The following is a 14,247-nucleotide window of genomic DNA, read 5'->3' as shown; positions in this document are numbered from 1 at the left end:
ATTTTGTAATTTAGTTAAAAAATGGTATGATAATTCAAAAACTGATTAGGAGATTTTTATGGAAGATACAATGGAATTATTAGAGGCTGCGGAACAAAGTACTTTCCCTGTAATAAAGAAATTGAGTGAATATATGTCGTACGTTGAAAGATTACCTGATACATTTAACTTATCGAGGGGGCAAACAGAGGATTTTTTATTATTACCAGGGGCTTTAAGGAAAGATGAGAAGGGAAATAGAAAATACTCACGTCAGTCAGTATCACATTTTATAAATCAGTTTAAGTTAAATAGCCATTTTTATATGGACACTCCCTGGGATATAAAGAATGATTATGAATGGATGATTCATGCTCAGCATTATGGTATCCCAACTAGACTATTAGACTTTTCTAGATCACATATTGTAGCTTTAATGTTTGCTGTGGAAAGAGCATTTGAAGAAGATCCTAAAAACCCGAAGGATGGTGTAGTTTGGTTTTTAAACCCAACGGCACTTAATAGTTTACATAGTACAAGAACAGATATTTTTGTATTATCTGAACTGCATTCTAAGTTAGATGATTGTAACGGACCTGTTGTAGTACAGGGGAGAAAATCTAATACTAGAGTAAATGCTCAAAATGGTGTGTTTTTATATTTTCAAGATTCTGATAGAGATTTAGTTGAAATAATAAATAAAAATGTGTTAGGTACTAATTCTTTTGAAAATATTATGAAGAAGATCGTAATTGATGGTAAATCAAAAAAAGATATTTTAGTAGCTCTATTCTCCATGGGCTTTGGTTTCGCTCAGATATACCCAGAACTATCATCAGTTAGTAAGGATATATTATTACTAGAAAAAATAAATGAGTATAAAAGATACCAGGCTGGAATGGAGGATGAAGAATGAATTATTACAAAATAAATCCTGAAAACGAAAATTTGTCAATTAAAGTTATTCTTGAAAGAATTGATAGAGGCTATGAACTTCAAGATATAAATAGAGAGCTAACTGAAGATGAAATGTTAAAATATAATGGTGCGATTATTCTAACACCAGATTATCAACGAGAATATAGATTTACTTTAGATGATGAAGTAAAACTAATTGAATCAGTATTAATTGGTATACCAGTTCCTCCAATATTTTTAGCAACCGATAAATTTAATGAAGCACGGGTAACAAATGTTGTCGATGGACAACATAGATTAAGAGCGTTACATAGGTTTTACAATAATCAATTTTCATTGAATAAATTAACTCTTTTAGATGGCTTTGACGGAAGAACATTTAAAGAATTAGATATTGATATAAAATCAGAGTTTATTGAGCAAACATTATTAATAACTATATTCAAAGACTTCCCAGGAAAAGAATTCGAGTTAGAGATTTTCAATAGATATAATAAAGGAACCAAGCCTCTTTCTCCTCAAGAAATTAGGCATGCGGTTTATAATTCTGAATTCAATAGATTCATCAATTCATTCACAGTTGATATATATAAGAACAGGGAGAAAGATCCACAAAAGGAAAAATTAAAAATTGCATATAATGTTAGTAAGGATCGTATTCAGAAAAAGAAAGTTCAAGAAGGACTATTTGTTATTTTTAGTATTCTAGAAAGAGGAATTAACACCAATTATCAAAAATCTTTTGTGTATGCAGAGAATTACATGAAGGAAAAGGCTGAGCTTGAAGTAAATAATAATCATGAATTATTAAATAATTTTAATAGTGTTAAACAGATCTTTATGAATTTTAATAATTTTATCCTAGATATACAAAACAAATGTGAATATCCATTTTCTAAAGAGATATATGGTATCTCAAGTAGAAACTATAAGTTTCAAATATCAATAGCTATGATATTGGCAGGAGTATTTAATAAATTAATCCAGAATGAAGAGATTTATAAGAAAATGTCTCTAGAAAAAGAAAAAGGGGATACGTTTTTAAACATTTTAAAGAATAATCTTACTGATTCGTTTTTAGAAGATCCAAATTATAATGCATCTTCAACTAACTCAAAAGAAATATATAAGTTAGTTGAAAAGATAAATAGCGATATTGTAAACCAGTTGAAAATTTATACTCGTTAATTATGAAAACCTCTTAAAAGTTTCATTATTTTTAGAATAATATAACGAATTTATAAATTGTTTAAATGAAAGATCAAGGAATTATTATTGATATTATTCTCTCTTAGTAGTTGTGTAAAAAGCCCACTTTTCACAAGTGGCTTTTACACTATACTTTGAAGGGGATGTTTTATCGCGTGAAAAGGACAATACTCTAAGCATCATCCCAATGATTTCAATTTGAAAGCTGACAGAATGTATGGAGAAGGAAATAAAAATACAGAACTACTTTTTTTAAGTCAATTTCATCAATGTAATAAATTTATAAGTCAAAATATAGGTTGTTTATAAGATGTTTTATTAGCCGTCATAATAAATTGTGATTCCCTATAAGAAAAGAAATCCCGAGTAATCAAATAGCAACCCGTTATTTGGTTGGAAATACTCTCGTTTAAAGTTCTGGTAATCCAGCCTGCAGCTTCAATTATTCCGCTTCTTCCTAATTAAGTCTGCCTTACCTAAAGAAACAAATCTAAAAAAACAATTCTACTTGTAAGTAAACTATTGTTTTTTTCTTTCGCCATCTTCATAAAGAGAAAGAAGATAATGAATACGATAAATTAATTTATTGATTCTTATAGATACAATTCTCTAGCGAAGTCTCTAATTTTCCAGTTATGAAAAGAACTCCCCTAAGGCAAACAGATTTTTATTCCATCTGTTTACCTTTAAGGAGAGCATATCATATCCCTGAACCCCACATCCCTCACTTCATATACCGATACTCCCGCAAACTCTCCAAAATCGCAACTTCCTGCAACAGTTCCTCACCCACATTCGTTTCCTTCACTTTCTTCCGCTCGAGCTCTTTGTCCACTAATCGTTTGACCGTTAAGACGTCGGTTCCGGTGCTTAGGACTTCTGCCTTGGAGTTGAAGTGTTTATGGGCGACTAGCTGCATGCCGTAGGAGTTGTATAGCAGCGTGTAGCCGGCGATGCCTGTTGTGGATTGGTAAGCCTTGGAGAAGCCGCCGTCGATGACGATCATTTTTCCGTTTGCTTTGATTGGGTCTTCTCCTTCGATTTCTTTTACAGGTGTATGGCCGTTAATGATATGGCCATGATCTGGATTGAGGCCGAATTCTGCCAGGATGTTTCGGCAGGTTGCCTCGTCTTCGCGTAAATAATAATACGGGTTTTTCTTTTCTTTATGCGTTTCCTTCTCTTTAATGAAATAGCGCTCAAATGTTGTCATGGCGCGTTTTCCGAAGAGAGAGGAATATTCGCCTGTCCATAAATACCAGGCCATATCTGTCGCCAGGTCATCGGTTTCTTCCGGGTGGGCAAAGGCTTCCCGTAAGAATCGTTCAAATACATCGAGCAGCTCACGGCCCGCATACGGTTTATCCTCAATCATCATCGTTTCCATATTGCCGTTTTCATCGACAGGAATACAGCCATGAATTAACAGGTTGCCGTTATATTTTAAATAAAGGCTGCCTTTTTTCATCATGAAATTCATATGGCGGCCCAGCTTTTCGGAATGCTGGACAGAGAATAGCAGCTTGTCTATGACCTCTGCTTCTTCTTCTAATAGCTGGTCTGGCTGCTCCGGATTTATCGTCGCAAAGCAGGTGTTTTCCAGTTGATATGTTTTTCCGTTTAGCGTGATTTCGTTTTTGTCGTAATCTATTTTCTCTAATAACAGCCGCTCTTCCATATTAAAGTTCGGCCGTCTCTTGATAATCGGGCTCTCAAGCTTGAATTGAATCATCGCAATGGCTTGATGGATTTTTGTGATTTGTTTAATCTCATCCTCTGGCCTGTTGTCGTCTGCTTTTGGACGGAACGCTGGATTATCATCGTAATATTTTTCGGCCAGGTTCAGCAGCGGTCTCAGGTTGATGCCGTACACGTCTTCAATAATATCCAGGTTGTCGTAGCGGGCACAGATGCGGATAATATTGGCCAGGCACACTTTGGAACCGGCATAGGCGCCGATCCAAAGGACATCGTGATTTCCCCACTGAATATCGACAGAATGATAGTTGATCAGTTCTTCCATAATCCTATCCGGCTGCGGGCCGCGGTCATAAATATCGCCGACCACATGCAGATGGTCGACCACCAATCGCTGAACGCTGTAAGCAAGGCCGGTGATCAGCTTATCGGCTTGGCCAAGCTCAATGATCTGATCAATGATTTCGGAGTAATATTGCTCCTTGTTGCCAGCTTGTTCTGTTTTGTATAACAGCTCCTCCGTAATATAAGCAAATTGGGCAGGCAGTGCTTTGCGCAATTTGGAGCGGGTATACTTGGAGGAGCAATATGAAACGAGCTTAATCATTCGATGAATCGTTTCTTTATACCACTCGTTTAACGCTTCTTTCGCATCAAAGTCATGTTTGATTAACTTCAGTTTGTCTTCCGGATAGTAGACCAATGCTGCTAATTCATCGATTTCTCTATCGTAAATGACACCGCTGAAAATGTCGCGTATCTTCTCTTTGACTCGTCCTGAACCATTGCGCAGCACGTGCTGGAATGCCTGATACTCTCCGTGCAGATCACTGACAAAATGCTCGGTGCCCTTTGGCAGGTTCAATATCGCTTTCAAATTGATGATTTCTGTTACCACTTTTTCTTCACAATCGTATTTTTGTGCGAGTAGATCTAGGTACTTGCTTTCCAAAACCGTCCATCCCCTTTTTAGAATAAACCCCTATTTATGAGCATGTGCATGATAAGGTGAATTTAAAAGTATGACATTGTTTTTCATCATTGGACCTTTATATGATAGTACCGCATAACTGCTTTTAGAGACAATTAAAACGAGAGAAAGAGGTGCCAAATGGGGGAAGCAAGAGCTTAAAACAGCTTTTCAGTACAGGTTGGTTTAGGGTAAGATTGTTTGCCTCATTTCTTCCACTTAAAATCTTTATATCCCTTAACTAGTGTAGTCAATATTGATGTTTTACTTTTCATTACGAAGCTTTAAATCAAACTATGGCCTTTCATTCGGTATAGCTTAGAGGGGCTAGAGGACTATAGGCTTTATATACCAAGAATAGTGACATTTTTCAGATTTTTTAGGTACAATATATTGACATGTATTGAATCATATAGAATAATTGGTTTATATTAGAAAAGAAGGAGGGATAATATGAAAAAGGAAAACACTAACAATGAGACTGTGAAAAACTTAGAATTTAAGGGTCTATTAGATGAATCACAAAAGCTAGCAAAAGTGAATGATCTTTGGTATTTTGTAAAATCAAAAGAAAATCGCTGGATTCTTGGAAGTGGTCATTAATTAGAGGGGTACAAAGGAGAGTCTAACTCTCCTTTACCATTTGTTGGGGGATATTTCATGTATAATAAAACAGTATCAATCAATTTAGATTCAAGGTGTAATGCATCCTGTGACCATTGTTGTTTTTCTAGTTCACCAACTTCAACAACCAGGATGGAAAAAGAATACATAAGAGAGTTAGTAACTGAATTTGCAAAAAACAAAACCATTCAAGTGATTTCTTTTACAGGTGGGGAAGTTTTTTTAGATTATAAATTTTTAAAAGAACTAATGGAAATCATTAAACCATATGAAAAACAAATAACGTTGATCTCTAATGGATTTTGGGGTTTGAGCAAGAAAAAGGTCCAGGAGTACTTTCATGATATGAATTCTTTAAATGTGATAGCACTGACTATAAGTTATGATGAGTACCATGCTCCATTTGTCAAGTCTTCCAGTATTAAAAACATATTAGAACATAGCAGGAAATACCCTGATATCGATATTTCTCTTAATATGGCAGTTACCAAAGACAAAATGTCCAACCATATTTTAGAGGAATTGGGGGATTCAATCTTAGGTGTAAAGATAACAAAATTTCCAATGATATCAGTTGGCGCTGCTAAAACTAGAATTAAGCAAGAAAACATACATAAATTTTACAGTCTTGAAGATGAAGATTCCTTACATTGTCCCGGATATGACATTGTATATCATCATGATGGAGAAATTTATCCATGTTGTTCCCCTGCTATTTTTGAAACGAAAATAACCCTAAGGGAAGAATATAACCAAAGTTTCGAAAGAACCGTGGAAAAGTTAAATTCCAATTTGCTATTATTTATTCTTAGAAAAGAAGGATTCAAATGGTTTTTGAATATTTTAAAAGAGAATAACAAGATAGAGGAATTTGACATTCCTTATGAATTTTCCTCTATTTGTGGAGTTTGTGGTTCCTTATTCAACTCTGCAGAAAAAATAAACTACTTCTATCCTTATATGGAAAAATACTATAATGAAAATTTTAAAGTATGAAGATGAAAAATATGAAGTGCTTGTGCAAAACAACGTATTTATAAAAGACAAAAAAAGCGGAGAATACTATAAAAATAGTTTAAGTTCTCTGTCAGATGAACAATTATTACGTTTTAAAATGTATAAAGAGAAAGTATCACCAAAGTTTTTTTATCTGTTCTTATCCTTTACGGCTCTCATGTTCATATTAAATTATATTCATTTAATAAAATTGCAAAATGGATTGTCCTCAGTATTTTACGGCTGGAAAATGTGGATAATTATAGTTATTTACTTTATAATGAATATAGTGCTTCATGAACTGGGACATATTTATTCCTTAAAATTTTTCGGGAAAAACTTTGATAAAGTGGGATTCAAACTGAATTTTTATGTATTTCCTGCTTTTTATGTCCAATTGAATGAAACCTACATGCTATCAAGAAATGAAAAGATAATCGTTCATTTATTTGGCTTGTTTATCAATTATTTTTTAATAAACACATTAGAATTAATAAATCAATTTACATTTTCTAGTGAAGCATTAACTATGGCATTTATGCTTTTCTCGTCTACTTTATTGTGGAACTTAATTCCAATACTGAATTCTGATGGTTACAAAATTCTTTTAGCTTTTCTGAGCTTAGATGAATATAGCCGTTTTAAGACAAATCATTGGTTAGTTCTTACGATTCAAATTATAGGGATTGGCCTTGCAGTGAATTCAGTTGTACATTGGATATTATATATTGTAAACTAGAGTAAAAGATCTCCAAATTAGCCATCTAAAAACATTTCTTTCGCTTCCGGATCGGAAACGAAAGAGGTACCTCAAAAGCTTAGACATTAGTAACAAATCACAAGGCAGAACATTTTATTATTATGCAAATATTTCCTAGGAGTATGTATATGAATATAGCAAATTACACTTTAAAAGTGAAAGGCAAAACGTTACTTCAGGACACCGACTTGCATTTTTCGAGCGGGAAAATTAATCACGTTGTCGGAAAAAATGGAGTCGGTAAATCACAGCTTGCTAAAGACTTTTTGTTGAATAATAGCAAAAGAATCGGCAGAGATATTCGTCAAAATGTTTCTTTAATATCCAGCTCGTCGAATATACCTAATGATGTTTCTAAGGACTTTTTATTACACTTTTTGAGTAAAAAATTTGATGCAAAAATGATAGATAAAATCGCACATTTACTTAATCTGGATAATATTGATGGAAAAGTTCTGATCAAAAATTTGAGTGATGGACAAAAGCAAAAATTAAAATTGCTCAGTTTCTTATTAGAGGATAAAAATATTATTGTTTTAGATGAAATAACGAATTCATTAGACAAAAAAACGGTTATAGAGATTCATGGCTTCTTAAACAAGTATATTCAGGAGAACCCCGAGAAGATTATCATCAACATTACACATGATTTGTCTGATTTAAAGGCGATAGAAGGGGATTATTATATATTTAATCACCAAGAAATTCAACAATATCATTCAGTGGATAAATTAATTGAAGTGTATATAAATGAGTAATAAAACAGTGGGGGCTTGAGATGAAATTAGAGTTTAAAAAGAGTATTAGCAACAAAGTTATCATTATTTTAGGAGCAATGTTTGTATTTTTATTTTTGCTGGGTTATTTTTTACTTGTTGGAATCGATAAAGTCAGTAATGTTACACCTGAAATGTTTTTCTTTAGCTCCTATACTGTTGCGACCCAGTTTGGTTTGATGTTATTTTCATTTGTTATAGCTTTCTTTATTAATAGAGAGTATTCAAACAAAAATATTCTCTTTTACAAGTTAATTGGAGAGAACATCTATACTTTCTTTTATAAAAAGATAGCTGTTTTATTTTTAGAATGTTTTGCATTTATAGCGCTAGGCCTGCTAATCATATCGTTGATGTACCATGATTTTTCGCATTTTGCATTATTACTTTTTTTATTTTCTGCAGTTATACTGCAGTATATTCTAATTATCGGAACTATAAGCATGTTATGTCCTAATATATTAATTAGTATAGGTGTCAGTATCGTTTATTGGATGACTTCTGTTATCTTAGTAGCTATAAGCAATAAAACGTTTGGTTTCATTGCTCCTTTTGAGGCAGGTAACACTATGTATCCCCGAATAGAAAGAGTGCTGCAATCTGATAACATGACACTTGGGAGTAATGATGTTTTATTTATTATTTTGTATTTAGTTTCAATTATTATCATAAATGCGATTATCCTTCGCTTTTCTAAAACTAGATGGATCAAAATGGGCATTTAATAAAGGAAGCTACTTCACAATGAAGTAGCTTTTTATGTGCACCTATATATCATTAACATCAAGATTAATGCATGTGACTGGCTGAGTTTGTTAAGGGAAGGATGTTTTTCTGTTTGCATCGCCCAAACTATTATTGTTTTTCTTTCACCATCTTTACAAAGAGGAAAAAGATAATGAATACGATAAAGTAGTTCATCGGATTCTTAACGATACTCATCTCTAGTGAAATTTGTAAGAGTATCCAGAGCGCAAAGATGGCTAGTATGGCAGGAATGATAATTTTGTACATGTCGATCACCTTCCATAGTGAAGCAGCCCTATAATAAAAAACTATTAGCCTGCACCACAAACTGCGACTGCTTATAATTATACGAAATCTTCGAGTAATCAAACGGCTGCCCATTTGTCAGGTGAAAAATACTTTCTATATACAGCTTCGGCAGTCCAGCCTCTAATCCCAAATATTCCGCTTCTTTCTCATTAAGCTGGCCCACGTGCAGAAACAAATCAGAAAAACCAATCTTCAACCCCAGTCCTTCCCGGATGTAATGGAAGATGGAGTGGGAGACGATTTCGTTGTTTAAATACGTCACGATCGATTTGTTGTAGTAAGACTCTTCGTAGCAAAGGGTCTGGCCGTTGATGTAGCGGACCCTTTTGACATAGTAGATGTCTTCGTTTATTTCGATGTTCAGATTTTCCGCCGCTTCCGGTGTTGGCTTTCTCACGTCCAGTTCGATGACTTTTGAGGTGACGTTGAAATCCTCGAGGTCTTTTTTAAATCCCTGATTCGACAGAAGGCTGATATAGCCTTTTCGTTTATGTTTTCTGACGAAAATGCCGCTTCCTCTGACCTGAAAGATCGCGCCTTTTTGCTCTAATAGCTCCAGGGACTTTGTGATGGTGCTTTTGCTGACTTCAAACTGGGCCATGAGGGTTTCTAGGACTGGCAGTTTGTCTCCCTGCTGAAGCTGGTGTTCTTCTATATATGTTTCAATTTCCGCTGCGATTTGCTGGTATTTTAACATACTCATTCCTCATTTATTCGTTTAGTTTCACTGCCAAAATTATAGCATAAACCGCTTACAATGATAGTTAGTGCGTAAATATTTGTTTCGGTATTGATAAGTTATACCGGTACAATTATAATGAAAGCGCAACCAAAATAAAGGGATGGGTGAAAATGTCGGGGAAAGTGCGAGATTATACGAGACTAGCAAAAGACATTTTGGAGGCCGTAGGCGGGGAAGAGAATGTGATTGGGGCTTCTCGCTGCGCTACCAGACTTCGATTGGTGCTGATGCGGTCTACCCCTAAAGCGAAGGATATCGTGAAATCGATGCTACCATCCCGGCGTCATTACGGTTGTCATGGTTGCGCCTACAAAGCATGCGATTGGCCTGCGTTCAGCGTCCGGCGTCGAATTGCTTGCGCACATCGGGCTGGATACGGTGACATTAGGCGGCACTCCTTTTTCCTTGAAGGTAAAAGAAGGCGATACCGTCAAAAAAGGCGAAGTGCTTGTTGAGTTTGATAAAGCTTTCATTGAAGAGATTGAGGAAAGTGCATTACATCAAAAAATATTTACAGTCGTAAGCTGAGGAGGAATTAAACATGGGAAACATGCCAAAGGATTTTTTATGGGGCGGTGCTTTAGCTGCCCACCAATTTGAAGGCGGATGGAATCAAGGCGGTAAAGGGCCGAGTGTCGTCGATGTGATGACAGCGGGTGCGCACGGCGTGCCGAGAAAAATCACGGACACGATTGAAGAAAACGAATTTTATCCAAACCATGAAGCCATTGATTTCTATCACAGATACAAGGAAGATATCGCTTTGTTTGCGGAAATGGGATTAAAATGTCTGCGGACGTCCATCGGCTGGAGCCGGATTTTTCCGAAAGGCGATGAGACTGAACCGAACGAAGCGGGTTTGCAGTTTTATGATGATGTGTTTGATGAATTGCTGAAGCATGGGATCGAGCCAGTCATTACCCTGTCTCACTTTGAAATGCCGCTGCACCTGGCAAGAGAATATGGCGGCTTCAGAAACCGGAAAGTCGTGGACTTCTTCGTCAACTTTGCAGATGCTTGCTTTACCCGTTACAAAGAGAAAGTGAAGTACTGGATGACATTTAACGAGATCAACAACCAAATGGATGTGAACAATCCGTTGTTCCTATGGACGAATTCAGGTGTTGTGGTTGGCGAAAACGAAAACGCCAAGGAAGTCATGTATCAAACGGCGCACCACGAATTAGTGGCGAGCGCATTAGCAGTGGCAAAAGGAAAAGACATCAATCCAGAGTTCCAGATCGGGGCCATGGTATCACACGTGCCGATTTATCCTTTCTCCTCCAATCCTGAAGATGTGATGCTGGCTGAAGAAGAAATGAGGCAGCGCTATTTCTTCCCTGATGTGCAGGTGCGCGGTTATTATCCAAGCTACGCGTTGAAGGAATTTGAACGCGAAGGCTACAACATCACATTCGAAGACGGCGATGATGAGATTTTAAGAAACGGAACCGTCGATTACTTAGGCTTCAGCTATTACATGTCAACAACTGTGAAAAGCGATGTGAAAAATGATAACACTGGCGATATTGTCAATGGCGGCTTGCCGAATGGTGTCGAAAATCCGTACATCACTTCGAGTGACTGGGGATGGGCGATTGATCCAACCGGGCTGAGATATACGTTAAATCGTTTTTATGACCGATACCAAATCCCGTTATTCATCGTTGAAAATGGCTTTGGCGCAGTGGATACGCTGGAGGAGGACGGCAAGGTTCATGATCCGGAACGCATTCAATATTTAAAATCGCATATTGAAGCATTGAAAAAAGCGGTCACGTACGATGGTGTTGATTTAATTGGCTACACGCCGTGGGGCATTATTGATATTGTCTCCTTCACAACTGGCGAAATGAAAAAACGCTACGGCATGATCTATGTTGATCGTGACAATGAAGGAAACGGATCCATGAAGCGGTATAAGAAAGATTCCTTTGAGTGGTACAAAAATGTCATTCAAACGAACGGCGAGGAACTATAAGAAGCTGGCCCGAATTTACCGTAGTGCCTGGTTCGGGTTTTTTCTGTAGAAAAAGAAAAATCCGCTATCCTGCCAATCTGGCAATATAGCGGATTTCTTATATTAGTTACGGATTAGGTAATCAAACGCGCCGAGGGCGGCAGTTGCACCTGATCCCATAGAAATAATAATTTGGTTGTACGCACTGTCTGTGCAGTCGCCGGCAGCAAATAAGCCTGGTACGCTTGTTGCGCCGTGTTTGTCGACAATGATTTCGCCCATGCGGTTGCGTTCAACCGTTCCTTCTAACCATTCTGTGTTTGGCACGAGACCGATTTGGACGAATACACCTTGAAGTTCAACGTGTTTTTCTTCGCCTGTTTCGCGGTCTACATATGTGATGCCGTTAACGCTCTGATCACCTGTGATTTCTTTTGTTTGTGCGTTTTTCACGACAGTAACGTTAGGCAGGCTGTAGAGACGTTTTTGCAGGACTTCGTCTGCTTTCAGTTCCGGCGCGAACTCTAGCACAGTAACATGATTCACAATACCTGCTAGATCAATCGCTGCTTCGATACCAGAGTTTCCGCCGCCGATTACCGCAACGTCTTTGCCTTCAAACAATGGCCCATCACAGTGCGGGCAGTATGCGACACCTTTGTTTTTGAACTCTTGTTCACCGGGTACGTTGACATTGCGCCAGCGTGCACCTGTTGAAAGGATCACTGTTTTACTTTTCAGAACAGCGCCGTTTTCGAGTTCAAGTTCGAACAGATCTTTCTTCTCAAGGCGTTTCGCACGCTGAAGGTTCATAACATCAATATCATATTCCTTCACATGCTCTTCAAGACTTGCCGCAAGCTTCGGTCCTTCCGTCGCTTTGACGCTGATGAAGTTTTCGATGCTCATGGTGTCGAGAACCTGTCCGCCGAAGCGTTCAGCGACAACCCCAGTGCGGATGCCTTTACGTGCAGTGTAGATCGCTGCACTTGCACCAGCAGGTCCGCCTCCGACCACAAGAACGTCAAACGGCTCTTTGTCAGCAAACTCAGATGCATCTGCGCCGCTGCCCATTTTCGCAAGGATTTCTTCAAGCGTCATACGGCCGCTTCCGAAGGATTCGCCATTCAGGTAAACGGTCGGCACTGCCATGATGTTTTTGCTCTCAACTTCTGCTTTGTATGCTGCGCCGTCAATCATTGTGTGCGTAATGTTCGGGTTCAGCACGCTCATCATGTTTAAAGCTTGTACAACATCAGGACAGTTGTGGCATGTCAGGCTGATATAAGATTCGAAGTGGTATTCACCGCTGATCTTCTTCACCTGATCAATGACTTTTTGGTCCACCTTAGGCGGTCTGCCGCTCACTTGGAGCAACGCCAACACTAATGATGTAAATTCGTGGCCCAGAGGGATACCGGCGAAAGTCACGCCAGTGTCTTCTCCGACGCGATTGACACTGAAGCTTGGCGTTCTGTTTAATTCAGCTTTTTCAACTGAAATTTTCGATGACATGGAAGCCAGCTCATCAACGAGAGCCAGCATGTCCTTAGAAGTGTCATCTTCGCCTGCGCTAACTTTGAGAACAATATCATTCTCAATTAGCTGCATATATTGATTTAATTGTGCTTTGATGTTTGCATCAAGTACCAATTGAATGCACTCCTTAGATTTTACCTACTAGATCAAGGCTAGGTGTAAGAGTTTCGCCGCCTTCTTCCCATTTAGCCGGGCAAACTTCACCTGGGTTTTGACGAACGTATTGAGCTGCTTTTACTTTGTTTACAAGGTTGCTTGCGTCACGACCGATACCGCCTGCATTGATTTCAACAGTTTGGATAACGCCGTCTGGATCGATGATGAATGTTCCGCGGTCAGCAAGGCCAGTTTCTTCGTCAAGAACATCGAAGTTGCGAGAAATTGTTTGAGATGGGTCACCGATCATTGCGTAAGTGATTTTGCTGATTTTTTCAGAGCTGTCATGCCAGCCTTTGTGTACGAAGTGAGTATCTGTAGAAACAGAGTAGACTTCAACACCTAATTCTTTAAGAGCAGCATATTGTTCTTGAAGATCTTCAAGCTCAGTTGGGCATACGAAAGAGAAATCTGCTGGGTAGAAGCAGAATACGCTCCATTGGCCTTTCAAATCTTCGTTTGTTACATCGATGAATTCACCGTTTTTGAATGCTTTTGCTTCGAATGGAAGTACTTCTTTACCGATTAAAGACATAATGTATATTCCTCCTAAAAATGTATTAGAAAGCATATTCGCTTTCAATAATAATTCTAATTATATATGAATTATTAATTAATATATATTTTTTGTCAAGCCATAACCTACTTTTTTTCATCTTACTAAAGGTGTGACAGGTAGGATTTATGCATTTCTTTTATAACAAATGAGAGGCTGATTCTCAATTAGACAAGGTTTTCAGGAACTTTTGTAAATCAGAATGACAGGCCGTTTTGGCATTTGAACATTTTATGACACCATGGGCAAGGGGCAAAGGACAATGACAAAAAGCAGAATAGAACGGAACAGCAAGCTGCTGTCACATG

At 37.6% G+C, this 14,247-nt stretch carries 13 protein-coding genes and 1 pseudogene; 9 read left to right on the top strand and 5 right to left on the bottom strand.

The window, feature by feature from the left end; genetic code table 11:
* The first annotated feature begins 58 nt into the window (after positions 1–58).
* On the top strand, positions 59–895 hold the full coding sequence (locus NSU05_RS20435; protein WP_038429937.1) for an FRG domain-containing protein: 837 nt from the start codon (positions 59–61) through the stop codon (positions 893–895).
* The gene (locus NSU05_RS20430; RefSeq protein WP_038429936.1) at positions 892–2,085 is read left to right on the top strand and encodes a DUF262 domain-containing protein; all 1,194 of its coding nucleotides are present in this window, start codon (positions 892–894) and stop codon (positions 2,083–2,085) included. The genes NSU05_RS20435 and NSU05_RS20430 overlap by 4 nt, the downstream gene beginning before the upstream one ends.
* Positions 2,086–2,830: 745 nt before the next feature.
* Here the strand turns inward: NSU05_RS20430 and fbp are convergent.
* Positions 2,831–4,756: a fructose-1,6-bisphosphatase gene (fbp, locus tag NSU05_RS20425; RefSeq protein ID WP_014478521.1), complete on the bottom strand. Its 1,926-nt coding sequence runs from the start codon at positions 4,754–4,756 to the stop codon at positions 2,831–2,833.
* A gap of 471 nt (positions 4,757–5,227) precedes the next feature.
* Between fbp and NSU05_RS20420 the strand changes: the two genes are divergently transcribed.
* The 5 genes from NSU05_RS20420 to NSU05_RS20400 all read left to right on the top strand — a co-directional run bounded on the left by NSU05_RS20420 (position 5,228) and on the right by NSU05_RS20400 (position 8,655).
* Positions 5,228–5,377, top strand: coding sequence for an epipeptide YydF family RiPP (locus tag NSU05_RS20420; RefSeq protein WP_014478520.1), 150 nt, complete (start codon positions 5,228–5,230; stop codon positions 5,375–5,377).
* 57 nt (positions 5,378–5,434) lie between these two features.
* Positions 5,435–6,394, top strand: a complete 960-nt coding sequence (locus NSU05_RS20415) for a YydG family radical SAM peptide epimerase (protein WP_003242609.1) — start codon at positions 5,435–5,437, stop codon at positions 6,392–6,394.
* Positions 6,375–7,133, top strand: a complete 759-nt coding sequence (liaK, locus tag NSU05_RS20410) for a zinc metalloprotease LiaK (RefSeq protein ID WP_038429934.1) — start codon at positions 6,375–6,377, stop codon at positions 7,131–7,133. Before NSU05_RS20415 ends, liaK begins: the two co-directional genes overlap by 20 nt.
* Before the next feature lie 149 nt (positions 7,134–7,282).
* Positions 7,283–7,912 (top strand): ATP-binding cassette domain-containing protein, encoded by a 630-nt coding sequence (locus NSU05_RS20405; RefSeq protein ID WP_038429933.1) that lies wholly within the window; start codon positions 7,283–7,285, stop codon positions 7,910–7,912.
* A 20-nt stretch (positions 7,913–7,932) separates the two neighbouring features.
* Positions 7,933–8,655 (top strand): peptide ABC transporter permease, encoded by a 723-nt coding sequence (locus NSU05_RS20400; protein ID WP_003226987.1) that lies wholly within the window; start codon positions 7,933–7,935, stop codon positions 8,653–8,655.
* 130 nt (positions 8,656–8,785) lie between these two features.
* On the opposite strand, the gene NSU05_RS20395 is transcribed toward NSU05_RS20400, so the two are convergent.
* Entirely contained in the window at positions 8,786–8,944 is a 159-nt protein-coding gene (locus NSU05_RS20395) for a hypothetical protein (protein WP_009968424.1), read from the bottom strand.
* Between the two features lie 28 nt (positions 8,945–8,972).
* Positions 8,973–9,683 carry a GntR family transcriptional regulator gene (locus NSU05_RS20390; protein ID WP_038429932.1) on the bottom strand — a complete coding sequence of 237 codons (711 nt, stop codon included), beginning with the start codon at positions 9,681–9,683 and terminating at the stop codon, positions 8,973–8,975.
* A gap of 333 nt (positions 9,684–10,016) precedes the next feature.
* On the opposite strand from NSU05_RS20390, the pseudogene NSU05_RS20385 reads away from it, so the two are divergent.
* Together NSU05_RS20385 and bglA are read left to right on the top strand one after the other, a co-directional pair.
* Positions 10,017–10,256, top strand: a pseudogene (locus tag NSU05_RS20385) (PTS glucose transporter subunit IIA); the annotation flags it as partial.
* 13 nt (positions 10,257–10,269) lie between these two features.
* Positions 10,270–11,709, top strand: coding sequence for a 6-phospho-beta-glucosidase BglA (gene bglA / locus NSU05_RS20380; protein WP_038429930.1), 1,440 nt, complete (start codon positions 10,270–10,272; stop codon positions 11,707–11,709).
* A gap of 102 nt (positions 11,710–11,811) precedes the next feature.
* On the opposite strand, the gene ahpF is transcribed toward bglA, so the two are convergent.
* Both ahpF and ahpC read right to left on the bottom strand, forming a co-directional pair.
* A complete protein-coding gene (gene ahpF, locus NSU05_RS20375) occupies positions 11,812–13,341 on the bottom strand; it encodes an alkyl hydroperoxide reductase subunit F (RefSeq protein ID WP_003226996.1) in 1,530 nt (509 codons plus the stop codon).
* Positions 13,342–13,354: 13 nt separating this feature from the next.
* Entirely contained in the window at positions 13,355–13,918 is a 564-nt protein-coding gene (gene ahpC, locus NSU05_RS20370; protein WP_003243686.1) for an alkyl hydroperoxide reductase subunit C, read from the bottom strand.
* Between the last annotated feature and the right edge of the window lie 329 nt (positions 13,919–14,247).

Source organism: Bacillus sp. EU52, from assembly GCF_037964975.1.
Lineage (GTDB): Bacteria > Bacillota > Bacilli > Bacillales > Bacillaceae > Bacillus > Bacillus subtilis.
The sequence above is the reverse complement of the archived record's forward strand: the minus strand, read 5'-3'. Positions and strand labels throughout refer to the sequence as shown.